Consider the following 24,856-nt stretch of genomic DNA (forward strand, 5'->3'; position numbering starts at 1 on the left):
CCTTGCGACCGACCTGCTCTTTATGCGGCTAGACGGCGCTTGGTTCAGGCACCACGGACGTTTTCTCGGGCAAAATGGAGTCGCCAGCCGCAGCAGGGCCGGCATGATGCCGTAAAGAGCCGATGATCTCCGCCACGATGATCGCCTGCTCCTCGCGACTGAAAAAGTGACCGCCCGCCAGTTCGATCAGACGAAATTTCGATGCCGTATGAACTTGCCAGTCCTGCCGCTCCGCCGGCTTGACCCACGGATCCGAGCCGCCCGCGAAGAAGGTAATCGGACAGGGCAATGGCGCCTCCTGGCGATAAACGTAGAGGTCGGAGATATTGAGATCCTCGCGAACGATCGGAAAAAGCTGATTGCGCCAATGCGCCCTTTTCAGCAGTGCATCGGGCATGCCGCCCATCGACGCGAGGTAGCCGATCAGATCATCTTCGATCGCGAGCCCGAACGGCGCATGCGACAGCGGAAGATGCGGCGCGCGACGGCCTGACACGAACAACGCCTCGGGAAGCCGATGACCATCCCTTCTCACGCGCCGGACCGCCTCGAAGGCGACGATGGCGCCGAGGCTGTGCCCGTAAAACACCGTCGGACCATCGAGCAACGGCGCGAGTTGCGGGACCAGGCCGCGCAGCACGCCGTCGATGTTGCCGATCAGTCCTTCCTCGAGGCGGTCTTCGCGGCCCGGGAGTTGCACGCGGAACATGTCGATCGACGGAGGCAGCAGGCGGTACCAGCCATTGAACGACGAAGCGCCACCGCCGCCATGATGGAAACAGATCAATTTGAATGCGGCTTCCGCGACATCGCTGTCCTCCCTCGGAGGGTTTCGAATCCAGTTTCCAGTCCCGGAATGCCGCGACTTGGGCATGGCTCAATCCCGCCGCGCCAGGGTGACCGGCAAAGCGCGCAGCCCGCGAAGGATGACGCTTTCGGACTGCCACTCGACCTTGTCCGTGGCCAACGCCGGTTCGATTTCCTGGCAGAACAGCAGCTTGACGGCTGCGGCCGCCTCGCTATGCGCCAGCGCGCCGCCGAGGCAATTGCGCATTCCATAGCCTAGCCCCAAATGCATCTTTGCGTTGGCGCGGCGGACCTGGAACCGCTCCGGCTCATCGAACACCGATGGGTCGTGGTTCGCCGAGCCGAGCAGCAGGATGACCGGCTCGCCCTCGCGCACGGTCATCCCGCCGAATTCGATATCGGCTACGGCGACGCGCTTGGTCTGCTGCAGCGGCGCGTCGATCCGCAATATCTCATCGACCGCCTGGGCTATCAGCGCCGGCTCGGCTCTGATCGCATCGACCTCGCGCGGATGCCGCAGCAGCGCAAGCGCGGAATTGCCGATCAGGTATTTGGTGGTTTCGTGTCCGGCGACGAAAGACATGATGCAGGTCAGCGCCACTTCCTGATCGGTTAGGCGGTCGTCCTTGTCGCGGGCGGCGAGCAGCCGGCTGATGATGTCGGAACCGGGCCGGCGCTTGCGCGCCGCAATGACCTCGTCAAAATAACCGAGCGCCTCCTTCATGATGGCTTCGACGCGGACATAATCTTTTTTCGACATCAGGGTCGGGTCGAGCAGCAACCGCGCTTCATACGCCCAGCCGCACAACGCAGGGCCCATCTGGCGCGGCACGCCAAGCCGCTCGCACATCACAAACATCGGCAGCTTGTCAGCGAACTCCTCGATCAGGTCGGCTGCGCCGCGCGCAATCGGCTCGCGCAGCAATTCCTGCCCGATCCGCTCGATCACGGGCTGTTCGGCGGCCATCGTCGCAGCATCGAACGCGATATTGACCAGCCGCCGCAGCCGCGCGTGGTCCGGATTTTCCGTGAAGACGATGGCCTTGGCGACAAAGCTCTCGACCGCCTTGTAGTCGTGATAATCCTCTTTATCGCGCGTGCCACGGCCGCCACGGCGGATCAGTTCCGGGATTCGGCTCGAACTGAAGCGGCGATCGCGCAGCACGCTGACGATGTCGCCGTGCCGGCTGAAGAACCAGGAGCCGAGAACCTTGAGAAACGGTGCGTTCTCGCGCAGCGACCGGTAGGTCGGGTAGGGATTTTCGCGGAACGCAGGACTGAACGGATTGAACACGACTTTGCGAGGCGGATCGACCGCAGCGTGGCGTTCCGCCTCCCTCAGCATGGCGTCGTTGCTGGTTTCGGCCATCGGCGCTTTCTTCGCGGGCGATTACGCCAAAGCGTGACCCGTGCTCTCCCGGTGATCGAGGCCGGACACCGACCATGCGGAATGGATCGGCCGAAGCGCCAGCCGCAGCAGCCAGATCTTGCCCAGCCGGAAGCCGATCGAGCCCAGCTTGTAGAACCGCTCGAACCGGTGCACCTCCTCCTCGCCCACCAGCGCGATGGCCTCGCTGCGCCGCGCGCGCAGATTGTCGAGCCAGCGGTCATAGCTGCGGGCGTAGTCGAAGCGGTCGTTGCGGATCGCAACCACCTCGAACAGACCGTCGATGGCGGTGATGATCTCGCCGAGATACGGCAGCTCCGACTCCGGATAGATCTCGGTATTCATGAACTTGGAGGCGTCCTTGCGCGGCATATTGCCGTAGGCGATCGTCTGCAGCGACAGCCCGCCGGTCGGGGAGAGCCAGCGGTGACAGCGCTGAAAGAAATCCCTGTAGACGATCATATTCTGTTCCTGAGTGTCCTCAGGCTTGGCGAAATGCTCGAACGCGCCGATCGAGATGATCGAATCGTATTTCTGCTTCGGCTCATGCACCGCCCAGTTCTCGGTTCGAATTTCGGTCTTGGGCAGCTTGAGCGATCGCAGATATTCGGTCTGTGCGTCGCTGAGAGTCAGGCCGACGATGCGTTCGGTCTGCGGCTCTTCCGAAATCATGCGCAGCAGCGTGCCCCATCCGCAGCCCACCTCGAGCACGGACTTCGCCTCGGCGACGCGGGCCGACTCCATGTGCCAGCGGAATTTGCGTTCCTGGGCGGCCTCAAGCGTGTCGTTCGCTCCCTTGAACAGCGCCGCGGAATAGGCAAAGGCGGGACCGAGCATCAGCCCCCAGAACTCGTTGCCGATGTCGTAGTGATGAAGGATGCCCTCCTTGGACCCGCCGTATTTCGGATCGGTTTTCGGGCTGTGTTCGACCTGCTGAAGGGCACTCACTATGCTGCCCCCCGTTCCTGGCCGACGGCGCCGGCGACATAGCCGGCGAGTTCGGCGATGGTGGTGTATTCAAAAAGCAGCGCCGGTGGAATGTCGATCCCGATCTGCTCCTCGAGGTCGAGGCACATGGCCACGGCCATCGCGGAATCGAGGCCGAACCGGTCGAATTCGGTATCGGGATTGATCTTGTCGGGCTGGGTTCCCAATAGATCGGCGACATAGTCCTGGCACCATTTCTGGATTCCAGCAGGCGTTGGCTCGATGGCCTTGTTTACGATCACTGTCTCTTGCACAACATTCTCCTGTATCGGTTCGACTGGTTGACCTCGTGTTTCAGATTTCAGGCGCGTTTCCGGCAGGTACCGACGACAGTTTCGGACGGGTTTCGAGCCTGTCGATCTTGGTCTTGATCTGATCCCTGGTGGGGACGCGAACATCCCAGGCCAGACCGAGCGCGGAGAGAAGGCGGATGAACCAGTATCCGATGTCGAGCGCGTAGGGTTTCAAGGCGAACGATGCCGAATTCGGGAAGGCATGGTGGTTGTTATGCCAGCCCTCGCCCCAGACCAGGACGCCGAGCAGCATGTTGTTTCGGCTGTTCTCGTCCATCTTGAACGGCTGCGAGCCGATCAGATGCAGGAAAGAATTGAGCGCAGACATCGACTGTTCGACGATGAACATCCGGACCACCGCGCCCCACAGGAAGCCGGTCAAAGCTCCCCACCAGCTCATGCTCACGACGCCGCCGATGACGGTCGGGATGACGAGCCCCAGCACGACCCAGGTCATGTAATGACGGCTGGCCCACACCAGACTCTGGTTGCGGATCAGATCGGGCGTATAATGCGCGACGTTGGGATAGTCGTGCTTCACCATCCACGAATAGTGCGAGTGCAGGAAGCCGTGCGCCTTCTGCCAGAAGCTGTCGCCGTGCAGGTTGGGAGAATGCATGTCGCCCGGCTTGTCGGCGACCTCGTGATGGCGCCGATGCATCGCCGCCCAGGAGATCATCGACCCTCGCCCGGACATCGACCCGAATATCGCCAGCATCACGCTCACCGCGTTCGACGTCTTGTAAGAGCGGTGCGCAAACAGGCGATGATAGCCGGCGGTGATTCCGATTCCGGTCAACAGCCACATCATGAAGAATAGCGTCATATCGAGCCAGGTGAGCGGCCGATAGAACAACAGCGCCAGCGCGACAACCGTGCCGAGAAGCGGCAGGATGTCGAACAAGAGGAAATGCGTGCGCTGGATGCGATGCAGGTATTCGCTTTCAACTGCCAGCCGGCGATATCGCCCGTTGGGGAGTTGGACGAACTGATCGGTGCGGGTTCTGTCGAGCATGGTGCGCGCCTCCTTTTTTGGCTCGGGGGAGATCGCCAATTGTCAATTGCACCGGGGATTGCAGCAGCTTAAGAAAGCAGGGTCCGCAAGTGCAGGTTGCGTGCGAAATACATACCAGCATCTGGAGAGAGTTGCAACAATTTACGAGTGAAGCGCAAGGTAGAACAATAAGGCAGCGCCGCAGCAGCCGACACGGAGCAATACATGAATGATGTTCCAACGGGATTCGAACCGCTGTTTCGCAACAGCCCCTATACCGACACGATTGGGCCAATCTATTACCGCAAGGATGGCAGCGACCTCGTGCTTGGAATCCGCGCGTTGCAGAAGCATGCCAACGCGCGCGGTCTGGTGCACGGCGGCCTGCTGATGACCATCGCCGACATCGCGCTCGGCTATGCCATGGCTTTTCGCGAAGATCCGCCGGCGTCCTTGATAACCGCGAACATATCGGCCGATTTCGCAGGCAGCGCCAAGGTCGGCGACTGGATCGAGGTGCATGTCGACGTGCAGAAGAGCGGCTCGCGCCTTGCATTCGCCAACGCCTATCTGATCGCGAACGACCAGCGGATACTCCGGGCCAGCGGCGTCTATCTGCGCGCCGGCGCGCTCGGCAGCTCCGGCCCGACGGCCACATGATGTCGATTTGGTTGCGGCGACGGGTTGAATTGATTCAATCGGTTAAGGAGAATCTCAATGACGAAAAGCGATCTGGTCGCCCCGACGTCGTTGCAGGATTCCAGCGGCGCCGACGCACGGCAGGTTTGGGAGGAATTCTACCCGTCCGACATTTCGTGGCGCGAACAGATGCGCCAGGTGCCGGTCGAGAGCCTGCTTGAGAACGCCGCTGCGCAGTGGCCGGACCGCACCGCGTTGAATTTTTACGGCTTTACCCTGACCTTCCGTGAGTTGTACGGCTATGCGGCGCGCGCCGCGAAGGGATTCCAGGCGCTCGGAGTGGGTCCTGGCATCCACGTAGGGCTGCATCTCCCCAACACCCCGCATCACATCATCTGTTTCTTCGGCGTGTTGATGGCCGGCGGATGCGTGGTCAATTTCAGCCCGCTCGCCGCACCGCGGGAACTTGAATACCAGCTTACCGATGCTGCGGTGGAGGTGATGGTCACGCTGGCGTCCCCGTTGCTCTATCCGCATGCCGCGGCACTCATGGGCAAGGCAAAGCTAAGAACGCTTGTCGTTTGCAGCCTCGAGGATTTTCTGCCGAAACCGGTCGCACAGTCGCTGGCGCCCTCCCTGAAGGAGCGATCGGGAAGCGCGGGGTGGGAGGTCGATTTCACGCAACTGACGGCGAGCGACGGCGTCTTTGCGTCCTATCCGCGCGGCCGGCCAGAAGAAGATGTGGCAGCCCTGCTCTACACCGGCGGCACCACCGGCGATCCCAAGGGTGCGATGCTGACCCATGGCAACCTGTCTGCGATGATCGGCATGTATGGCCGCTGGTTCGGCGCGCCGCAACCGGACGGAACCGACAAGCGGCTGGTGGTAACACCGCTTTTTCATATATCCGGCCTTTCCTTCCTGTTGCTGGCGCTGGCCACGGGGGTCGAAGCCGTCCTGCAGATTCAATTCGACGGCAGCAAGATCCTTCGCGCGGTGACCGAGAACAGGATCAGCCTGTTTCATTTCGTGCCGACCATGTACACGATCCTCGCCGGCCATTCGAAGACCGCGGAAGTCGATCTTTCCTCGATGAAATTCTGCACATCGGGCGGCGCGCCGCTGCCCGTCGAGGTGATCCGCCGGTTCAAGGAGTTGACCGGAGTAGCGCCGCGGGAAGGCTACGCCCTTACCGAAACCACTGGCGTGGGTACGATGCAGGCACGGGAACTCGAGCCCACTCCCGGCAACGTCGGCCCGCCGTTGCCGGGGGTCATGGTCGAGATTGTCGATGTTGAAAACGGCTCCGAGGTATTGCCGTTGGGCCAACTCGGCGAGATTTGCTTCAAGGGCCCGCACATCATGAAGGGCTACTGGAACAAACCCGAGGCGACAAAAGAGGCGTTTCGGGACAACCGTTTTCATACCGGCGATATCGGTTTCATCAATTCGCAAGGCCACATCACCGTGGTGGACCGCAAAAAGGACATGATCATCTCCGGCGGCTACAACGTCTTTCCGCGCAACATCGAAGAGGCGATCTATCATCATCCGTCGGTTGCCGAGGTGATGGTGATCGGCATTCCCGACCCGACCTTCGGCCAGTTGGCGAAGGCATTCATTGTCCTCAAGCCGGGTCATGCCGCCTTCAGCTACAATGAGCTCAGGGCATTCCTTGCCGATCGCCTGGCGGCCTACGAGATCCCGATCGCCATGGAGATTCGGACCTCGCTTCCAAAGACGCCCGCGGGCAAGCTGTCGAAGAAACAGCTGATGGCCCACGAGGCTGGGCAAGCCTGAGGTTAACGGCAATTGCGGACGACGCCACGAATACCGCCGCCTGGAATGGCGGAATCAGTCTACAAAGGTCAGATCGCCAGGTGGCGGAACGACAAAGTACCGGTCCAGCATCGCCGCATCGATTGCATCGAGCTGCGACGGATCCCATTTCGGTTTGCGGTCCTTGTCGATCAACAGCGCGCGCACGCCCTCGTAAAAATCGGGATAGAGAAGAACCGCCTGGATCAGGCGATACTCCAGCACCATGCAGTCATCAAATGCGAGCTGGCGGCCGCGCCGGTTCGCCGCCAGGGTGAGTTTCAGGCTGGTGGGCGACATGGTCCGGATTCTCGCCGCCGCTTCGGTGGTCACCGTGGTTCCCGTCGCGTCCAGCGCATCCAGTATGGCCGCCACGTCGTCGTGCGAAAAGCAGCGCTCGATATCGTCAAGATGGGGCGCGAGATTGGCTTCACCGGCGGGCTCCGAACGCGCCTGGATCACCTTGTCGGCGATATCGCAGGCGTTGCCGCGCCAGTCCGCGCCGATAAGAGCCTCCAGCAGGCCGCCGAATCTCGCGCTGGCCACGAAATGCGTGGCGAGACCGAATGCAACGAGGTCAGGGGCCTTGATGCGCGTCCCGCTGAGACCAAGGTAGGCGCCGATCTGGCGCGGAAGCCGCGGCAACACATACGTTCCGCCAACATCCGGAAACAGCCCGATCGCGGTCTCCGGCATGGCAAAAACAGTTCGCTCCGTCACGACCCGGTGCGAGCCGTGCACCGAGACGCCAACGCCGCCTCCCATGACGACGCCGTCGATCAGGGCAATGTATGGTTTACGGTAGGTCTTGATCCGGCGGTTCATTCGATACTCATCGCGAATGAAATCCTGCGCGACCTTGCCTTCCGCCCTGCCCTGTTTTAAGGCAACTCCGCTGTCATAAAGCGCCCGCACATCGCCGCCCGCGCAGAACGCCCGGTCGCTCGCGCTTCGTATCACCACCGCGGCGATCTCGGGATCATTTGCCCACGCGGCAAGCCTGCGATCGATCTCAATACACATGGCATGGGTGAGGGCATTGAGTGCCTCAACCCGGCTCAGCACGATGATCGCGACCGCTCCGTGGGTTTCGAAAAAAACTTCGGAACTGCCGGGGCGAGCCGACGCTTCCATGTCATTGCACTCCGACTTCTTCATGATTTTGACTCTTTTCAGAGACCAGCAGCTCGACACTCACATTACCTTGCAGACATCAGGACTTGACATCGAGGACAATGCGACCGATGGTTGTATACAACTAAAGAGAGCGTAACCTCAGTCTACACGTTATTGGACTCGGCCGTAAGAGTTCTTGAAGGCAACCTTTGGGTTCGATACGCGCGCGATCGCAACATCGCCGACTCGGAAGGTTCCAAAACATACAACAAGCGGGTGCTGCCATGGCCGCCGATTGTTTGCTTGTAGGATACAACGATTCAATCTTTAGCGATTCCCTGCAAATCGTGCGGGCGATGGGAAAGGGCTCGGGTGCGTACCGGGACCTCAACCTGGCCTTCATCGAAATGGAGGGTAAGCCGTATCGCTGCATGGATTTGCTGAACTATTTTCTCGGCACGTCGACCCCGCCGGTGACCAAGAAGTTCGACAATTCCGACTTTATCTCGTCGGCGATCCTGTATCTCAGCTCCTTTCTGCACAAGCGTGGCTTCAACGTCGATCATGTCAACCTCGTGCATCGCGACAAAGCTAAATTTGCTGCCAAGCTCGAAACCGAAACGCCGCATGCGATCGCTATCACGACGACGTTTTACGTGTCGCCCTACCCGGTGCGGGAGATCGTGCAGTTCATTCGGGCGAAGGGATTCGCCGGTCCGATCATCATAGGCGGCCCGTACATCTCCAATCAGTCGAAGGTCTATGACCAGGCCAATCTGGCGACGTTGTTCGAATTTGTCGGCGGAGACATCTACATCAACAGTTCCGAAGGCGAGGCGACGCTCGCCAAGGTACTGGGCGCGCTGCGCGATGGCAGCGACCTGAATGAAGTGCCAAATCTTGCTTTTCGCCGGCCGGGCGGGTTCGATTTCACCGCAGTTTCGCCGGAGCGGAATGAACTGGCGGACGAGCCCGTCAACTACGCCCTGTTCGGGAATCAGGCGATCGGACAATTCGTTTCGCTGCGCAGCGCAAAGTCCTGCCCGTTTGCCTGCGCCTTCTGCGGTTTTCCGCAACGCGCCGGAAAGTACGTTTACGTCGACGTCGCCGAACTCGGCCGCCACCTCGACTCGATCGCGGAGCTCAATTCAGTGACGACGCTGACCTTCATCGACGACACCTTCAATGTGCCGAAAAAGCGCTTTCGCGACATCTTGCGGCTGATGATCGAGCGCAATTACGGATTCCGATGGAACTGCTTTTATCGCGCGGATCATGGCGATGATGCGACCATCGATCTGATGGCAAAGGCCGGCTGCGAAGGCGTTTTCCTCGGGGTCGAGTCCGGCAGCGACGCGATGCTCAAGAAGATGAACAAGACGGCGCGGCGCAGCGACTATCTCGGCGCGATCAAGAAATTCCGCGAGGTTTCAATTTCGACCTACGTGTCGCTTCTGGTCGGCTTCCCCGGCGAAACCCTCGACACCGTCCAGCAGACGGTCGATCTCCTGGAAACCACCGCTCCCAACTATTATCGGGCCAATCTGCTCTACCTCGATCCGATCACCGATGCATGGAAGAACCGCGAGACGCTCGGATTGAGCGGCGAAGGATTCTCCTGGAAGCACGCGACAATGGATAGCGGCCGCGCCAGTGAGATCATCGATTGGATGTTCGCTTCGGTGCGGAATTCGGTCTGGCTTCCGCAGCACGGATTCGAGCAATGGGCCATCTTCTATCTGCAGCGCCACGGATTCAGCGAGCGGCGCGTCGACACCTTCATTCGCGGCTTCAATGCCTCGATCAAGGCGAAGCTCATGCTGAATCAGACGGAATTGAGCCCGGAGTTGGCTTCGACGCTGCGGCAGGTCGCGGCCGGAACGCGGCTTGAGAGCATCGATCTGTCGCCGATCACGAGGATCGAACGGCTGACGACGGTTGGCTTGCGAGAAAAATTCGGATCTTTCGAGCAGGCGGTGGCGTGACGCCGCATTTGATTAGGCGAGTATTGCGAAGTGAGACGATGAGATGATCGCGAATGACAAGGCGCCGGTTTGCTTGAAAGCAGCGCTCGCGCCGGCTGGCTACGCCGCGCCCAGGTCGGAACTCGAGAAGGCGCTGGTCGGAATGTGGACCGACGTGCTGGCGATCGATCGCGTCGGCATTTACGATGATTTTTTCGATCTCGGCGGCCATTCCCAATTGCTGGTGCGATTGCAGCTCAAGCTGAGCGAGCTTTTGAAACGCGACGTCGCGGTTACGGCGCTGTTCGAGTACCGAACGATCGATTCGCTCGCGAGTTATCTTGTTTCACGCGGCGACGGCGCGGCGGCGTCTGCCTGATCATCGCGACGCAAGCCAGCGGGCGAAGAAGCGCACGATCAGCTCCTTGTATTCGGCATGCTCCGGCAGATCGAACGACGTCGGCAGACCATGCCACATCCCTTCGAATACATGAAGATCGGCGTCGGCCCCGCCCCGGCGCATCGCGCGGTGCAGCCGGACGGTGCTGCTGAGGAGCATGTCGCGCGTGCCCGTCAGCAGCAGCGCCGGCGGAAAAGGTTTGCTGTAGTCCGCGTAAACCGGCGACAACAGCGGATTTTCAAGATCCTGTCCGTTGGCGTAAATGTCCGTGGCGACTACCGAATCGGTCAAGACCCGGTCAAGCCCGTCATTGGTCCGCCAGCTGTCGCCAAATTTTGCCAGGTCCGCGCCGGGCGTGCTGACAACGATTGCCGCCGGCAGAGGCAGCCCGAATTCGCGCAGCCTGAGCACCACCGTGCAGGCCAGATTGCCGCCAGCGGAGGCGCCGAAGATGCCGATGCTGGCTGGACGATATCGGTCGAGCAGCCCACGATAAACCGCGACACCATCTTCAAGCGCAGCAGGGAAAGGATGGTCCGGGGGCATGCGGTAGTCCACGACGGTGACGCGCATGCGCGCTGCCGCGGCGGTCGAAAGCGCCTCAAGCGCGTTGTCGGCGCCGAGGATGAAAGCGCCGCCGTGCATGTTGATCAGCATTTTGGCCGCGTTCTCGGGAGGAATCTCCGGCGGCTCCAGCGTGATGATCTTGACCCCGGCAAGCGTGCTCCGCTCGGCTTTCATCGGATAGAGCGCGGAGGCCTGCGCCTCCAGCCGCTTCATCAACACTTCGAGGCTGGCGATGTAGGACTTCCATTCGGCCACCGATTCCGGCCGGGATCGGGCTGGCAAGCCGAATGGCGTCGCCATGACCAGCCGCGCCTCCGGACTAACCGTCGTGGGAATCGGAATAACACGTTGTTCCAGCACGACGGCACCGTCTGTCGTCAAGGTGCTGGTGAACTGTGTAGACACAGAATCGCCTTGCGTTCGCAATGAGCCGCCGTCTTCGGCTCGTCGGTCTGTCTTTACACCTATCGGTTGTCCGACGCCATAACGCCGATCTCAACTTCATCCGACAGCAAATCCAGCAGATGATTGATGACGCCCGCCCCGATCGCCTTATGGGTTTCCAGCGTCTGCGCGCCCAAATGCGGGGTACACACAACGTTGTGCATTTCCAGCAGCCGGATCCGGCCCGGGGGCTCGGCGGGAAATACGTCCAGCGCCGCGCCGGCAAGCCTTCCGGATTCCAGCGCGGCCGTCAGAGCCTCCAGATCGATCAGCGAGCCGCGCCCTGCATTGATCAGCAACGCGCCCGGCCGCATCGACTGCAGCCGCGCCTTGTTGAAAAGACCGGATGTCTGCGGCGTACCGGGCAGGCAGCAAACGACAATGTCGGCATTTGCGAGTACCGTTTCCATCGCAACCAGCCGCGTGCCGGAAAGCTGCGATACGCGCAGCTTTTCAAGCGTCGTCGGCGTCCTGTCAAAAGCAAGGATGGTCGTCCCGAAACATCGCATCAGCAGCGAGACTTCGCGCCCGATCCGCCCATAGCCCAAAATTCCGATCGTCTTGGTCCGCAATTCCCGTCCCACCAGCGCATGCTTGCTCCACAACCCCTGCCGGAGCGATTCATGGCCGACACGAATGTTGCGCAGCAGGCTCAGGACCAACGCGATGACGAGTTCGGCAACCGAATAAGCGTTGATCGGCGTGGTTCGCACGATAACGCCGCGCGCCGTGAACAACGGCGAGATGTTGTCCGTACCCGAGCCGGCGCGGACGATCCATTTCAAGCGGCCTGCGAGAGACGCTGCCTCGTCATCGAGCTTGAAAGGACTGCGCAATATGATCCCGTCCAGTTCCGGAATCACCGAGTTGATGGAAAATCCTTCGACCGTTTCGCGCTCGATGATCTGACATGACGACAGATATTCCTTCACCGAGGCATCGAATTGCCCGAACAGTCCTATCGTGATCGGCTGGCGCTGACTTCGTTGCAGCATTTTGCTTCTCCGGCTTGATTACTCCGACAGGCCTTCGACACCGGCCTATAGTCCGAATGCCCTCAACCCCGTCTGTTCGCAGAATTCAAACATGACGTTCATATTCTGAACCGCCGATCCGGCCGCGCCCTTGCCGAGATTGTCGATCGCCGAGACGATTTTCACGCGGGAGCGTTCAGGATCAAAATCGAGACCGATATGGCAAAAATTCGATCCGGCAAGGCGAGCCACGTTCGGATACAGATGATACTCCTTGTCGTTCTTCTTGCCCTGCCGTTCGAACGGATTCACCACGATGAAGTACTCACCGCCAGTACCGGATCCATAGGCCTTGAGATAAAGCTCGGTTAGTGCACCCCGAGATAACGGTGCAGGGTAGTCGCGGCATGGCTTGGCGGTGATGACCGCCTGGATTCCTCGTGGAAACGGGCCATGAAACGTGTTCATCACCAGAGACACCGAATGGCCTGCCAACGTCGACAGGTAGTATTCCATTTCAGGACCGTGCCGGTGTCCATTGAGACTATACGGCAGCATGCCGTTCGCGACCGAAACGTGACTGGTTTCCCGGCTGGGCGTCGAACTTGATCCGGTGGTACCGTTTGTAGCGCTGACATGAATATCGCCGGAGAAGTCCAGCACGCCGGCGCGAACGGCGGGAAGCAGGCCCAGAAGGCAGGTCAGCGCATAGCAGCCTGGATTGGCTATCAGTTGAGCGTCGCGGATTCGGTCGCGATATATCTCGGTCGCGCCGTAAACCGTTTGTCCGAGCAGCTCGGGCGCCGCGTGGTCGCATCCGTACACCGCCTTGTACGCCTCGGCGTTCGGGAAACGGAAGTCCGGACCGAGATCGATCACGCGGCAGCCGGCATCCAGAAAGATCCCGGCCTGGTTCATCGCCTGGCCCGACGGCGTGGAGAAGAACACCACGTCGAGGGATTTGGCTGCCGCCGCGGCAGCTTCGAAGGTCACGAATTCGAGTCCGCAGCCGGCCAGATTCGGGTGGGTTTGCTCAAACGGAATGGCCGACCGGCTTGTGACCATGATGGTCCCGACATGTTCATGCTGCAGAAGCAGCCGGCATAATTCGCCCCCGGCATATCCGGATGCGCCGATCACGGCGGCCGCAATGGTGTTACTCATCGTCGGGACTCCTTATGCAACGCTTGTCTCTGCAGACCCTCTTCATTCCCGGCGGTCATCTCGCCCGGGCAATCCAGACCCGGGAGGCAACGGCCGAGGTAAGAGGTTCGAACGGCCGCGCCTTGTCGGGCAGCGCCAGTTGCGCTTTCGATCTTAAGTCATCAAGCTCGTGAAGCCTTCGCGTGGCGCTGCAGGGCGCGCCGTCTGCCGCGGGCCGTACCGGCCGGTCGAGCAGCGAGTTCAATCGTTCGGCCGGTTGCTGCCGCTGAAACGGGTTTGCCGTTCGCAAACTTTCGAAGCAAGCGCGGCGCGACGGGGTGTCCATCAGGACTCCGGCGAAACGAAGCATGTCGAGCGGCTCATCCGCCTTGATCAACCCCGCCAGGCTTGATGCCGCGGCAACATCGCCGGCTTTCGCCTCGTCAATGCAGCACCACAGCCGCACCGCTGCGGGAAGGCCGTCGATCGGCGCCCTGTCTTCCAAAAATATTCCGACCAGCGGACACAGCATCAACAGCTCGACCTCAAGCTCGATCCGTTCGCGTGCTGCGTTGATCCAGTCATGCCGCGCCAGTTCATGGCAGGTGTTGCGATCCAGACGGGTCTCAAATGCCTGTTTCGCCACGAAGCCGTTGCGCCGCAATGTTTCGACGATGGCAAGACCGCGCCCGGCCAGGATTACGTCGGCCCGAAACAATACCAGAGCCGACTTTTGTGCCTGCCCAACCGCAGCCTCGCCAAAGACCCGTGTCCAATCCAGCCAGGCGGCACGATAATGCGGCTCGCTCTTGTATATCTCGCGCTTGTTTTCAAATGCACTGAGCAGAAACAGCGGCGCGTCATAGAACGATGCCGTCTCCAGCGACGGACTGAGCGGCTTGCGATCCGGCACCGGAGGCCAGCTTCGGTTCTTCGCCCACCACGGCAGGATGCCCTTGGAGCCGTCGTGTTTCAGGCGAGGCGGCTGGTTCCTGCGCGCTCGGCGGTCGATCCGCTCGCCCGCTTCCGTGCGCCAGTTCGTTTCGGACGGTTTTCGCCAATCTTCCTTGTCCGGCGCGATGAATTCGAAAACGATGTTGTCCGCGAACCCCCTTGCGACGTCCCAGTCGTCGTCGTCGCGCACCGTCCACGCCAGAATTGGCAGGTCCTGCTCGAAGACCCACTGGAAGGTCCAGCAATTGCGCAAGGACATTTCGTGGGCAAGAAAATGCGGCTTGATGCGGTTGCGCAGCATGCACAGGATGTAATGGTCCCGGGCCTCGAGGATGTCGGTATCGGAAGTGATCAAGCCCCGCGTGAATTTCGGGTAGCGCTCATAAAACCATTCCATCAGGATCGGGCTAAACGCCTGCACGGCAAACTCGCCCTTGTAAAGGCTCAGTATTCGCGCCGCCTCGGCGATGCCCGGCGGAATCACCACCTCGCGGTTCTTGAACTCGATCATGATCGGCACCCGGCCGTCGACAAGCTCAAGCAGCTGTTCGAGCGTCATGATCGGCTCGTTCTGCGTATGAATAAGGCTGAAGGACCGGATCACGTCCGATTTGACTTCCCGAAACTCGCCCTTGCCGTTGGTCAGCTTATGCAGGACGAAGTCGTGGAATATGAAATTGCCGTCATCGGCTGAATTCTGGATGTCGACCTCGATCGGCAGGCCGGCGGCGACCGCGCGTGTGATCGCGGTGCGTGAATGTTCGACAACCCCTTCGAAGATGTTATGCAATCCCCGATGGATGATGGGCTTGTTGAGATACCATTCGGGGCGACCGCCGGGAAATTCGGCGAACCTCGGAATGACCGGATTTTGCCATCGACGGTCAGACAACATGGCGGCTCTCCAATCGTATCTGACCGATCAGCGCGTATGCACAAACCGCGGCGCAGCAGCAGGCGCCCGCCGCCAGCGCGAAAATGCCGCCGTGAAGCTCGTTGTAAAATCTGCCGGCGACGAAGACCGATACCGCCATGAAAACCGAATAGGCGCACCAGGCATACAACCCGGTCGCGGCGGCGATGAGCCGGCCGGGAACGTGCTGATTGAGGTAATTTGCGACGCCCATCTGGGTGAGCGCGAGCGTGCCGCCCTGCATCGCCTGAACGATGATCGCGGTCCCGATTCCGCCGCTGCTGGCAAGCAGGCTCCATCGCGCGACGCCGATCAGGCAGGCAATCGCGATGGTCTTCTCGGGCGGCCACTTCGCCGCGAACCGCCATCCGTAGGAAAACACCACGACCTCGGATGCGACGCCTCCCGCCCACAGCAGGCCGGCGGTCTGGCCGGAAATTCCGCCGGACAGCCAATAGATCGTCGCGTAGCCGTAGAAGAATCCATGGGCCGCCTGCGACGTGGCGGCGCTGCAAAGGAACAGAATGAATCCGGGCGTGCGAAGCACCGAAGGCAGCGGTGCTGTGCTCTGCTGGCCGTGGCTTGCCGGCGCGGCGGGCAAGGGCAGCACCGAGACGAACAGTACCGCGTAGGACAACAACAGCATGAAGATCACGCTGTCGATGGGAAACAGGTCGACCACCGCTCCCGCCGCGATCGAGACGAGAATCACCGATATCGAACCCCAGCGCCGCAGCGAGCCGTAGTCGTAGCCGCGGCGCTTGATGATCGGGAGCACCAGCGACTCTCCGAGCGGCATGATGTTGCAGGAGAAGGCGGTGACCACGACATAGGCGGCAAACACCGTCGTAAAGTCGGAAGTCCAGAGATAGGTCGACGTGGCGGCCAGTGTCAGCGCGATCATGAAAAGCGCGAAACGCTTCTCGCCGCCCAATCGGCTTGCAACATGGCTCGACAGCGGAATGCTGACGGCCTTCACCAGGTGCCCAATGGCGAGGATCGTGCCGATTTGCGGCGCCGTCAGACCGCGCCGCTGGATCCACAGTGGAAAGAAGGTGAGGATCACGGCGACCGATGCGTACAGCGCGGCATAATAGTTTGCGATCACCACAGCGGTGATCTTCAGGCCTTTCTCCTCTGCATCGGGATCTCCCACGGACGGCTTCAACTGCATGGGAATGGCCTGTTGTCGAACAAGGTTCCGCATTGAAAGGAGTAAGCCTAGCCTGCGGCCGATGCCACGAGGTGGTGGCCAAGCGTCTTCCTTGTCGTGCGCTCGCGCAGGGGAACGGCGATCTTTTGCTGCGTATCGCAAATGACCTCGACAAATTCCGGGCCGCGCCGCGACAGCACGCGAGCAATGCTGGAATCCAGGTCTCTTACCGACGCAATTCGGGTGAATGGCAGATTGAAGGCGGAAGCGACCTTCTCGAAATCCAGAACTTCGGTGTCGTCCGTATATTCTCCCTTGCAAAACTCGTCTTGCGAATCCCGGATCGATCCGTATCCGCCGTTGTTGATGACGAACACCTTGATAGGAAGGCCATGCTGCACGATGGTGCGGAGCTCCTGAATATTCACTTCGATTGATCCGTCTCCCGAGACACATATGATCTCGGCGGTTGGATCCCCCGCCGCCGCGCCAATTGCCAGCGGCAGCGCGATGCCCATATTGGCGAACGCGACGGATGTCAGCTCGCGTTGATTGCGATCGAACTTCAAGGCCTGGCCGGTCGTGTAGTAGGCGCCTCCGGTATCACTCACGAAAATGTGCCCCTCGTTGGCGTGAGCTTCCAGGCGTTGAATGAGGTGATAGGAGTTGATGGGGTCGCCATATTGGTCGGAGCGAAGCACCGGATGGGCGGCCTTTGCCTTCTGACATTCGGCGATCCACTCACCATGACGCGGAAGCGCGACGTTGTCCGCGGCATCGAGTAGCTCATCGATGAACAATTTGACGTCGAGCAGGATCGGCAAGGTGACGTGTTGCCTGACCTTATCCAGTTCGGCGGCGTCGAAATCGACCATCACGATCTTGGCCGACGGCGAAAATGCGTCCCAGGCGTCGCCGGCGAATCCGTGCGACAGGCTGCAGCCGAGGCTGATGACCAGATCAGCTTTCTCCAGCACAAGCCCGGTATGCGGGCGTCCCTTGATTCCGCCAAGTCCCATATAGAGCGGATGACTGTCCGTCATGACGCCAAGCGCCGCGCGCGTCGCCACGACCGGGATCCGCAACGTATCGATCAATTGGCGGAATGCTTCGGTCGCACCGCTCTGGCGTACACCCTGGCCAAGGACGCAAACCGGACGGCGGGATGCGCGAAGAAAGTCGATGACGCGCGCAACGGAATCGGTCGCGGAGATGCTGATGACGGGCACGGCAGCGGTGAACTGATTGAGGTGAGCGGGGTCCCCGATCTCGCTGGACTGCACGTCGAACGGTATGTCGAGCCACGCAGGTCCAGGGCGGCCCGCCTGGGCCTCGTGAAAAGCTTTTTCCAGATGAAAGCGTATCGACTTCGGATCTCGAACGATCGCCGAATACTTTGTCATCGGTGAGGCCACGCCGAGGATGTTAAATCCCTGGATACCGAAAGTGCGGGCCCTCGGTGCTATCTGGGCGTTGGACACCTGTCCCGAAATGACAAGCAGCGGAATTGAATCGACCCACGCCTCAATTACGCCGGCGATGGCATTTACCGCTCCCGGACCTGTCGTGACGATTACGGCGCCAACCTTTCCCGAAATCTTCGAACTTGCCGCAGCCATGATTGCCGCGGTCGCTTCGTGACGGCTGCAGATGTACGACAACCCCTTCTCTTTCGCGATCGCGTTGTCGAGAAAAATCGATCCGGTTCCGGACAGCATGAATACCGTACCGAAGCAGCGCTCCCGCAGAAACTGCGCGACGAATTCAGCCACTGTCATCGAAGCTCTCCCGCCATTAAAACATCGTCCGTATCTTCCTAGCCTGCAGCGGCAACGACCGATTCAGGCGCCTGGAACGCCTCCGCGTAGATCGACCGGATCAGTTCGGGACCGATCCCATCGATCGGATCGTTCTTCAGGTTTCCGCTGATCCCCGACCGGAAGGTATTCAGGTCGGCGCGCACATAGCCGTACGATCCGATGGCCGGATACATTCCAAGGCGCAGGATCAGGCCAGCCATCTCGCCGGCAATGTCGTCAGGTCGAAACCGGAGGAGATGCGCGACACGGTCGAGGCGCGCCTTTGCAAACGGCCGCACGTGCCGTAGCCAGGTTGGATAGACCGCCGCCAGACCCTGAGGGTGCGAGGTTTCGATGCGGTCGACCGACCCCATGGCCTGCTGCAGTCGATGCGGCAGGCAGCTGCCGAGGTTTGCAATGTTGATGCCGCCTATCAGCGCGGCAAGGCACAGGTCGTCATGGCCGGCCGCATCGAGCTTGCCGTCCGCCAGCGCGCCATAATGCGTCGCGAAAAGCCCGATCGCCTGTTCCGCCAATACATCGGTGATCGGTGTCGCGGCCCTGGCGATATAGCTTTCGATGGCATGGGTGAGCGCGTCAAACGCGGTGGCGCAAGCAACGTTTCTCGGCATGCTCTCGCTGAGATCCGGATCAACCAGGGCCACATTGGGAAAAACGCCGTCACCGCGAACGCCGGAGCGAAACCCCCGGACGACATCCTTGATAATGGCGCCTTTGGTCACTTCCGCGCCGGTGCCGGCCGTCGTCGGTATGGCAATGACGGGAAGCCTTCGAACGGTTGCCGGGACGATTTCGCCGATAATTTCGCGTACGCTTTGGTAGTCGATGCTGACCGCGGCCGCCTTGGCGGCATCGATCGCGCTGCCGCCCCCGACGCCGATCACCATGTCGCAGCCTTGCCGCCTCGCGACCACAGCAGCGGCGTCGACCTCATCGGATCTCGGGTTTGGCGATACGCCGTCAAAAATGTGGACAGCCATGTCCTGCGAAACCAGCGCCGCGCGCAAGCTTCTCAGAAGACCGCTTGCCTGCACGGAACGGCGGCCGCAGACCATCAAGACGGATCGTCCCATCGGCGCCGCTATCGAGGCCAGCTCCTTCAACCGTCCGCGGCCAAATATGATCCTCGTTGGAATAAAGTGATCGAATGTCATGCCCGGATCTCCTTAGGGCCGGACCGATCGACGAGCGCTCCAAGGATCGGCAGCTCTCCGTCACAGATGTATTGAAGCGCCGACCCTCCCCCCACAGACTTGGTGCCGTCGAATGGGAGGTCCGCAATCGTGTCCCCGCCAAGCAAGATCGCCCGATTGCCGAGGGCGCGAGCCGCGGTCAGAATCGGATCACACGCGGTATGGAAGCCCTCACGATATCTGGCGGGGGTCCCGGCTATGATCATTCGGCCGCGAAACTTGACCAGCCGCCGCAGAGCGAGCGAGACTTGGCGGTCGAGCACGAAGTCGACGATGGCATCGTCTTGATCAACGCCGTCGCGGATGGCGATCAGCTTGCCGGCCTGGGAAAAGCCCCCGTTTTTCGCCGCGACGATGACTTGGCTCGGCACGAAGATATCAGCGTCCGCCTCGCGGAGCGCCTTTTCGGCAGATTCAAGGTTCGCGGTCTTGTTCTCCCCGAGGTACGAGCCGCCGACATCGTAACCCAACGCTTTGAGAATACAGTTGAGCACAACGCCGCCGGGAATGATCAGGTCATAGATCTTGCTGAAACCGCACAAGGCGATTTTGAGCTTCTCCTCCTTTCTGCCTCCGAGTACGGCGACGGAAAACTGCTCGGGGCGACGCTCGGTCCAGGGCCACAGCTGATGGATTTGGCTTATGACGCTCGAGGCGAGATAGCCGGGGCGGAACTGAAGAATTCCCACATTGGACGCATGTGCCCGATGCGCTTTGCAAAAGCCGGCTACCGCAACAAACTCTCCCAGTTCGCTAAACGCGCTTGCGAGCTGCTGGTTGTTGGTCTGCTCACCGTCATGATGTCGTGTGTTTCCAAATACCGTAACCTCTCCATCACGCATCGAACGCGATTTGGCAATTGCCGCATCACCGACACACTCGGGCACATAAGTTACGGGCTGACCGAGATAAGTGGCGAGGTAGTGTGCCACGAAGTCAAGCGGCAGCGCCGTTCCGTTGCCGAAGTCTCCCTGGTGCGAGAGGATGGCCACCCGCCCGCCGGCAAGACTGATGTGCCGGATATCCGCAAGCTCGCAGTCGATTCGTGAGGTTTCCTGCAAGTCCGGGCGGACATTGAATCCGGCCGAGAAGATCCAGCGCTCGCCGGGCCGGACCGCGCGAAATTGCAGCAGTGGGACCGACCGCCACTTGAAATTCTGCTCCGGCAGCTGAAGAGCGGCGTTGCCCATTGAGCCAATCCTTATCCGGTACCACGGCGAGAGACCAAGCTATTGACGCGGCAGATCCAGCCAGGCTGCTACCCGATCCGCAATTTGCGGGGCGGTAAGGCCGAAGTGCTCGTACAGAAAACTGGCGGGACCAATCGGCGCGTACACGTTGGGCACCCCGATTAGCAGTACGGGCACCGGAGTGGTCTGAACGACTACTTCGCTCACGGCGCCACCAAGCCCGCCGTTGGTCACGTGTTCTTCGACAACAACCAGCCGGCGATAGGTTCTGGCGGCCTCCGCAATGACGTTGTGATCCAGGGGAGAGATGGAACAGATATGAAGTACCCCGGCGCTGACGGATTTATCCACCAGGCAGCGGGCAGCCTCGACCAGCCGCGAGGTCGTCAGCCCCGTACCGATCAAGGCGACATCGGATCCATGGCAGAGCCATGATGATGGTTCGAACTCGCGAGACGCCTGGAACACCTCTGGCACCACCACTTTACTGATAATGCGCAGATAGGCAGGTCCCCGCCGCTTCAGCTCGGCGCGAAGGACCGCGGCGGTGTCGATCGGCGTTGCCGGCGCCAACACATCGAGATTTGGTATGGATCGCGTCCAGGCCAGATCCTCGACCGCATGATGCGTACCACCGCAGGGACCGTAAGCGAGACCGGCAACAAAGCCGCACAACTTGACGTTTGCATTGTTGTAGGCAACGTCGATCTTGATCTGTTCGAGGGCGCGCCCCGTCAGAAAGCACGCGGCGGAATGAACGAACGGAATTCGTCCCGAGTTGGCGATCCCCGCCGCGACCCCGACCATGTTCTGTTCGGCGATACCGACGTCGACGACCCTTTCCGGATAGGTTTCAACGAACGCATCGAGATGATTGGTGTCGGTGGAGTCATTCACCACCACGCAGATCCGCTCATCGACCGCGGCCAGGCTGAGCAGCGTTCTTGCGAAGGCCTGCGCGCAATCCATGCCGGGATCGGATATCGTCATGTCTCACTCCCGATCTCGTCGAGCGCACGCTTCAGGTCCTGATCGTCCAGACGCTTGGAGTGCCACTCCAGGCGCTGCTCCATGAACGACACCCCCTTGCCCTTGACGGTTTCCGCCAGGATGCAGGTCGGCTTTTGCGTCACGGCGGGCGCGCGAAACACGCGCAGCAGTTCGCCGATGTCGTGGCCGTCGACCACGACGACCGCCCAGCCAAACGCTCGGAATTTATCCGCCAGCGGTTCCAGCGCGCTGACGTCTTCCGTGCTTTTGCCCTTTTGCGACCTGTTGCGGTCCACCACCAGCGTGAGATTGTCGAGCTTTCTGGTGGAGGCGAACATGGCGGCTTCCCAGTTGCTGCCCTCCTGCAGCTCGCCATCACCCGTGAGGACGTAGATTTTCCGGTTCGAGCGGTCCATCTTCGCTGCGATGGCGGCGCCCACCGCAAAGGCGAGCCCATGCCCGAGGGCGCCGGTGCTGAGTTCGACCCCGGGCGCTCGCGTCGATACCAAGGTACACAGCCGGGAGTGCGGTTGCCCGAGCGTCAGCAATTCTTCCTTCGGGAAGTATCCCCTGGCGCTGAGCACACTGTAGAGCGCCGCCGCGGCGTGACACTTGCTCATGATGAAGCGATCGCGATCGGGATCGGCCGTGGTGCCGCGAAGGACTCCCCCGTACAACGCGGTTAGGATATCGGTCGATGACAGATCGGCCGAGGCATGCCCCATCCGGGTGTGATGGAGCATCGTGAGCACCGACGCCCTCACCTGCTTCGACAGGCGGCGGATGGAATTCACCTCGCCATCGTCGATTTCGAGCTTGCGCCGCGCCATCGCGTTCCGTTCCGGCATCAGCTCGATCCCCAGCCAAAATACTCCGGCCGCGGATTGCCGCGGTCAGAAAGATCGAAGATCATCTTTCCAACTTGTTCCGGATTTTCCTTTTTCAATTTGAGCGCACAGTCCGCCTCAGACAGCGAAACCCTGTGGGTCACGATCGGCGTCGGATCGAAGCCTTCCAGGGAAAGCCAGTCGATCACCTCCAGAAAATCGCCCGGCGTCGAACAGTATGAGAAACGAAGCGTGATCTCGGAACGAAGGAAGTCGTTCAGGTTCAGCCGAACGCTTGAATCGAAATATGAAACGGCGACGACATCGCCCCCCGGCCTGGTCAGCATTTTTGCGTGCGCAAAAATATCGTCATAGCTGCAGGCGAGCACGGCAACGTCGGCCTCCACGCCCAGAACGTCCAGCGTGCTGCCGACGACGTTTTCCGACCGTGCATCGACATATCCATCGGCGCCCAGCCGCGCTGCGATCCCTCGTTTGAATTCGCCTTTGTCGACGCAGACGATCCGGGCCGCGCCGAGCTTTTTCGCAGCCAGCAGGCAGGCGAGGCCGACGCTTCCGGTGCCTATGATCGCCACGCGCTTCCCGGTCATGGCCCCCGGCAACCGCATCGCATGCAGGCCGATGCTTAAGGGTTCGACCAGTACCCCCCGCTCCGGGTCGACGCCGTGCGGCAGCGGCGTCACCATGTTTTCGGTTACGTTGACATGAGACGCGAACGAACCGTGCCAATCTCCGGTGCAAATGACGCGCTTGCTCCGGCAAAGCTGGGTGTTTCCACGCCGGCAGGCGTCACAGTTTCCGCAATGCGTGAAGGACGCCGCACACACGCGTTCGCCGGTTCTGACCGCGGTAACTGCTTCGCCGACCTTGCGGACTATTCCCGAAAACTCATGGCCAAGGACAATCGGAGGCTTCTTGAACGCGTGCTTTCCCAGGTAGACCGCCATATCGGATCCGCACAGGCCGGTCATCTCGACCTCGACCAATATGTCCTTGGGCCGAAGCGGCGGCAGCTGAAGCGAGACCATCCGAATACGGCCAACGTCGGACAACATGGCGGCTTCTGTCTTCATGACTCACCCAAAGGAAGCCAAAGCGTGGCCACGCAGTTCACCATGCAACCCGAGATTGCCAACTATCAAATTTGATAGTTGCGCTCGAACGGCAAGTGGCACCGCATAGATGCTGTTTGGATGGAGGTCGAATCCGGGCCGGATGCCTCGAAGGTCCGCTGAAAGGCCAAGCCGGACGATGCAGATCTGTCGCCGCCCCTGCACCAGATCATACAATTAATACAGGCGTATGACACCACTGTAACGGCTCTGTGAGGAGTATCAACATGCTGCAGTCACTTCTGGGAAGAGTTGAGAGCGACCCGCGGAAAGGGCAGCTTCGCCGCGCCTTAAGCAACAAAAAATGCCTAAGGGTTCTCGAAGCCCACAGTCCGCTGTCAGCTCTGGTCGCCGAACATGCGGCGATTCAGGACGATTCCAGAGGCGAACGCGTCATTTATGACGCTTTGTGGTCGAGTTCGCTCACGGACTCCACGCTGCTCGGCAAACCCGACATTGAAATGATCAACATTCGAAATCGCGTTTCGAACTTCAATGATATCTTTGAAGTTACAACGACTCCCCTCATCGTCGACGGCGATACCGGCGGAAAGGTCGAGCACTTCGTCATTAACGTTCGCTCGCTGGAGCGAATTGGCGTCTCGGCGGTCATCATCGAGGACAAGATCGGGCTTAAGAAGAATTCCCTGCTGGGAACCGACGTCTATCAGCAACAGGATTCCATCGAGAATTTCTGCCACAAGATCAGATCGGGCAAGGCAGCGCAGGTCGGTGACGATTTTATGATCATAGCGCGGATCGAAAGCCTGATCCTCGACGCAGGAATGGAAGATGCACTCGAGCGCGCCGACGCCTATGTGGATGCCGGCGCCGACGGGATCATGATTCATAGCCGGAGTACAACGCCAGGAGAGGTCCTGCAGTTTGCCGAGCAGTTCCGGGCCAAATTTCCCGACGTGACCTTGGTGTGCGTGCCAACCAGTTATGCGGCCACGCATTTCTCGGAATTGGAAGATGCCGGCTTTAACATTGTCATCTACGCCAACCATATGCTGCGCTCGGCGTACGTGGCAATGCAGAGAGTCGCGAGCGAAATTCTTCGATGCGGACGGACACTCGAGATCGAGCCGTATTGCACGAAGATCGACGAAATTCTGGATCTCATTCCCGGCACGAGATGACGAGTGCT

At 60.5% G+C, this 24,856-nt stretch carries 22 protein-coding genes and 1 pseudogene; 5 read left to right on the plus strand and 18 right to left on the minus strand.

Going from position 1 to position 24,856, the window contains the following annotated elements; genetic code table 11:
- Positions 1–28: 28 nt before the first annotated feature.
- Genes VGP39_RS23515 through VGP39_RS23535 form a run of 5 tightly spaced genes read right to left on the minus strand, consistent with a single transcriptional unit; the run spans position 29 to position 4,489 of the window.
- Entirely contained in the window at positions 29–874 is an 846-nt protein-coding gene (locus VGP39_RS23515; protein ID WP_327570496.1) for a thioesterase II family protein, read from the minus strand.
- A gap of 3 nt (positions 875–877) precedes the next feature.
- Positions 878–2,176: a cytochrome P450 gene (locus tag VGP39_RS23520; RefSeq protein ID WP_327570497.1), complete on the minus strand. Its 1,299-nt coding sequence runs from the start codon at positions 2,174–2,176 to the stop codon at positions 878–880.
- Between the two features lie 21 nt (positions 2,177–2,197).
- Positions 2,198–3,142 (minus strand): cyclopropane-fatty-acyl-phospholipid synthase family protein, encoded by a 945-nt coding sequence (locus tag VGP39_RS23525; protein WP_327570498.1) that lies wholly within the window; start codon positions 3,140–3,142, stop codon positions 2,198–2,200.
- Positions 3,142–3,435, minus strand: coding sequence for an acyl carrier protein (locus VGP39_RS23530; RefSeq protein WP_327570499.1), 294 nt, complete (start codon positions 3,433–3,435; stop codon positions 3,142–3,144). Before VGP39_RS23530 ends, VGP39_RS23525 begins: the two co-directional genes overlap by 1 nt.
- A 40-nt stretch (positions 3,436–3,475) precedes the next feature.
- A complete protein-coding gene (locus VGP39_RS23535) occupies positions 3,476–4,489 on the minus strand; it encodes an acyl-CoA desaturase (protein ID WP_327570500.1) in 1,014 nt (337 codons plus the stop codon).
- A gap of 204 nt (positions 4,490–4,693) precedes the next feature.
- Here VGP39_RS23535 and VGP39_RS23540 point away from each other — a divergent pair, with 204 nt between their 5' ends.
- Together VGP39_RS23540 and VGP39_RS23545 are read left to right on the plus strand one after the other, a co-directional pair.
- Positions 4,694–5,128: a PaaI family thioesterase gene (locus VGP39_RS23540; protein ID WP_327570501.1), complete on the plus strand. Its 435-nt coding sequence runs from the start codon at positions 4,694–4,696 to the stop codon at positions 5,126–5,128.
- 57 nt (positions 5,129–5,185) lie between these two features.
- On the plus strand, positions 5,186–6,907 hold the full coding sequence (locus tag VGP39_RS23545) for an AMP-binding protein (RefSeq protein WP_327570502.1): 1,722 nt from the start codon (positions 5,186–5,188) through the stop codon (positions 6,905–6,907).
- Between the two features lie 54 nt (positions 6,908–6,961).
- Here VGP39_RS23545 and VGP39_RS23550 read toward each other — a convergent pair whose 3' ends face one another.
- Positions 6,962–8,083, minus strand: a complete 1,122-nt coding sequence (locus VGP39_RS23550; protein WP_327570503.1) for an enoyl-CoA hydratase/isomerase family protein — start codon at positions 8,081–8,083, stop codon at positions 6,962–6,964.
- Positions 8,084–8,325: 242 nt separating this feature from the next.
- Here VGP39_RS23550 and VGP39_RS23555 point away from each other — a divergent pair, with 242 nt between their 5' ends.
- Entirely contained in the window at positions 8,326–10,026 is a 1,701-nt protein-coding gene (locus VGP39_RS23555) for a PhpK family radical SAM P-methyltransferase (RefSeq protein WP_327570504.1), read from the plus strand.
- A 43-nt stretch (positions 10,027–10,069) separates the two neighbouring features.
- Complete coding sequence (locus VGP39_RS23560) at positions 10,070–10,384, plus strand: phosphopantetheine-binding protein (RefSeq protein ID WP_327570505.1); 315 nt, start codon at positions 10,070–10,072, stop codon at positions 10,382–10,384.
- Here VGP39_RS23560 and VGP39_RS23565 read toward each other — a convergent pair whose 3' ends face one another.
- The 12 genes and pseudogenes from VGP39_RS23565 to VGP39_RS28220 form a co-directional block, all read right to left on the minus strand.
- Positions 10,385–11,272: an alpha/beta hydrolase gene (locus VGP39_RS23565; RefSeq protein ID WP_327570506.1), complete on the minus strand. Its 888-nt coding sequence runs from the start codon at positions 11,270–11,272 to the stop codon at positions 10,385–10,387.
- Positions 11,273–11,436: 164 nt separating this feature from the next.
- A complete protein-coding gene (locus VGP39_RS23570) occupies positions 11,437–12,411 on the minus strand; it encodes an NAD(P)-dependent oxidoreductase (RefSeq protein WP_327570507.1) in 975 nt (324 codons plus the stop codon).
- A gap of 45 nt (positions 12,412–12,456) precedes the next feature.
- Positions 12,457–13,530 (minus strand): N-acetyl-gamma-glutamyl-phosphate reductase, encoded by a 1,074-nt coding sequence (gene argC, locus VGP39_RS23575; protein ID WP_327570508.1) that lies wholly within the window; start codon positions 13,528–13,530, stop codon positions 12,457–12,459.
- Positions 13,531–13,609: 79 nt separating this feature from the next.
- Complete coding sequence (locus tag VGP39_RS23580; RefSeq protein ID WP_327570509.1) at positions 13,610–15,382, minus strand: glycerophosphodiester phosphodiesterase family protein; 1,773 nt, start codon at positions 15,380–15,382, stop codon at positions 13,610–13,612.
- Entirely contained in the window at positions 15,372–16,574 is a 1,203-nt protein-coding gene (locus VGP39_RS23585) for an MFS transporter (protein WP_327570510.1), read from the minus strand. The genes VGP39_RS23580 and VGP39_RS23585 overlap by 11 nt, the downstream gene beginning before the upstream one ends.
- A 47-nt stretch (positions 16,575–16,621) precedes the next feature.
- Positions 16,622–18,331, minus strand: a complete 1,710-nt coding sequence (locus VGP39_RS23590) for a thiamine pyrophosphate-binding protein (protein ID WP_327570511.1) — start codon at positions 18,329–18,331, stop codon at positions 16,622–16,624.
- A gap of 38 nt (positions 18,332–18,369) precedes the next feature.
- On the minus strand, positions 18,370–19,527 hold the full coding sequence (locus VGP39_RS23595; RefSeq protein WP_327570512.1) for an iron-containing alcohol dehydrogenase: 1,158 nt from the start codon (positions 19,525–19,527) through the stop codon (positions 18,370–18,372).
- Positions 19,524–20,756, minus strand: coding sequence for a phosphoglycerate kinase (pgk, locus tag VGP39_RS23600; protein WP_327570513.1), 1,233 nt, complete (start codon positions 20,754–20,756; stop codon positions 19,524–19,526). Before pgk ends, VGP39_RS23595 begins: the two co-directional genes overlap by 4 nt.
- A 39-nt stretch (positions 20,757–20,795) precedes the next feature.
- Entirely contained in the window at positions 20,796–21,746 is a 951-nt protein-coding gene (locus VGP39_RS23605; protein WP_327570514.1) for a transketolase family protein, read from the minus strand.
- Complete coding sequence (locus VGP39_RS23610; protein WP_327570515.1) at positions 21,743–22,594, minus strand: transketolase; 852 nt, start codon at positions 22,592–22,594, stop codon at positions 21,743–21,745. The genes VGP39_RS23605 and VGP39_RS23610 overlap by 4 nt, the downstream gene beginning before the upstream one ends.
- Positions 22,594–23,280, minus strand: coding sequence for a zinc-dependent alcohol dehydrogenase (locus VGP39_RS23615; protein ID WP_327570516.1), 687 nt, complete (start codon positions 23,278–23,280; stop codon positions 22,594–22,596). The genes VGP39_RS23610 and VGP39_RS23615 overlap by 1 nt, the downstream gene beginning before the upstream one ends.
- 42 nt (positions 23,281–23,322) lie before the next feature.
- Positions 23,323–23,667, minus strand: a pseudogene (locus VGP39_RS28220) (alcohol dehydrogenase catalytic domain-containing protein); the annotation flags it as partial.
- Positions 23,668–23,933: 266 nt separating this feature from the next.
- On the opposite strand from VGP39_RS28220, the gene aepX reads away from it, so the two are divergent.
- Entirely contained in the window at positions 23,934–24,848 is a 915-nt protein-coding gene (gene aepX, locus VGP39_RS23625; protein WP_327570518.1) for a phosphoenolpyruvate mutase, read from the plus strand.
- Positions 24,849–24,856 lie beyond the last annotated feature (8 nt).

It is taken from the genome of Bradyrhizobium sp. (assembly GCF_036009065.1).
GTDB lineage: Bacteria > Pseudomonadota > Alphaproteobacteria > Rhizobiales > Xanthobacteraceae > Bradyrhizobium.

Bases quoted from the DNA above. Each gene is read 5' to 3' on its own strand.
- VGP39_RS23515 (WP_327570496.1), bottom strand. From the start codon at position 874: ATGCCCAAGTCGCGGCATTCCGGGACTGGAAACTGGATTCGAAACCCT.
- VGP39_RS23520 (WP_327570497.1), bottom strand. From the start codon at position 2,176: ATGGCCGAAACCAGCAACGACGCCATGCTGAGGGAGGCGGAACGCCAC.
- VGP39_RS23535 (WP_327570500.1), bottom strand. From the start codon at position 4,489: ATGCTCGACAGAACCCGCACCGATCAGTTCGTCCAACTCCCCAACGGG.
- VGP39_RS23540 (WP_327570501.1), top strand. From the start codon at position 4,694: ATGAATGATGTTCCAACGGGATTCGAACCGCTGTTTCGCAACAGCCCC.
- VGP39_RS23545 (WP_327570502.1), top strand. From the start codon at position 5,186: ATGACGAAAAGCGATCTGGTCGCCCCGACGTCGTTGCAGGATTCCAGC.
- VGP39_RS23550 (WP_327570503.1), bottom strand. From the start codon at position 8,083: ATGAAGAAGTCGGAGTGCAATGACATGGAAGCGTCGGCTCGCCCCGGC.
- VGP39_RS23555 (WP_327570504.1), top strand. From the start codon at position 8,326: ATGGCCGCCGATTGTTTGCTTGTAGGATACAACGATTCAATCTTTAGC.
- VGP39_RS23560 (WP_327570505.1), top strand. From the start codon at position 10,070: ATGATCGCGAATGACAAGGCGCCGGTTTGCTTGAAAGCAGCGCTCGCG.
- VGP39_RS23565 (WP_327570506.1), bottom strand. From the start codon at position 11,272: ATGGCGACGCCATTCGGCTTGCCAGCCCGATCCCGGCCGGAATCGGTG.
- VGP39_RS23570 (WP_327570507.1), bottom strand. From the start codon at position 12,411: ATGCTGCAACGAAGTCAGCGCCAGCCGATCACGATAGGACTGTTCGGG.
- VGP39_RS23580 (WP_327570509.1), bottom strand. From the start codon at position 15,382: ATGTTGTCTGACCGTCGATGGCAAAATCCGGTCATTCCGAGGTTCGCC.
- VGP39_RS23585 (WP_327570510.1), bottom strand. From the start codon at position 16,574: ATGCAGTTGAAGCCGTCCGTGGGAGATCCCGATGCAGAGGAGAAAGGC.
- VGP39_RS23590 (WP_327570511.1), bottom strand. From the start codon at position 18,331: ATGACAGTGGCTGAATTCGTCGCGCAGTTTCTGCGGGAGCGCTGCTTC.
- VGP39_RS23595 (WP_327570512.1), bottom strand. From the start codon at position 19,527: ATGACATTCGATCACTTTATTCCAACGAGGATCATATTTGGCCGCGGA.
- pgk (WP_327570513.1), bottom strand. From the start codon at position 20,756: ATGGGCAACGCCGCTCTTCAGCTGCCGGAGCAGAATTTCAAGTGGCGG.
- VGP39_RS23605 (WP_327570514.1), bottom strand. From the start codon at position 21,746: ATGACGATATCCGATCCCGGCATGGATTGCGCGCAGGCCTTCGCAAGA.
- VGP39_RS23610 (WP_327570515.1), bottom strand. From the start codon at position 22,594: ATGCCGGAACGGAACGCGATGGCGCGGCGCAAGCTCGAAATCGACGAT.
- VGP39_RS23615 (WP_327570516.1), bottom strand. From the start codon at position 23,280: ATGGTGACGCCGCTGCCGCACGGCGTCGACCCGGAGCGGGGGGTACTG.
- aepX (WP_327570518.1), top strand. From the start codon at position 23,934: ATGCTGCAGTCACTTCTGGGAAGAGTTGAGAGCGACCCGCGGAAAGGG.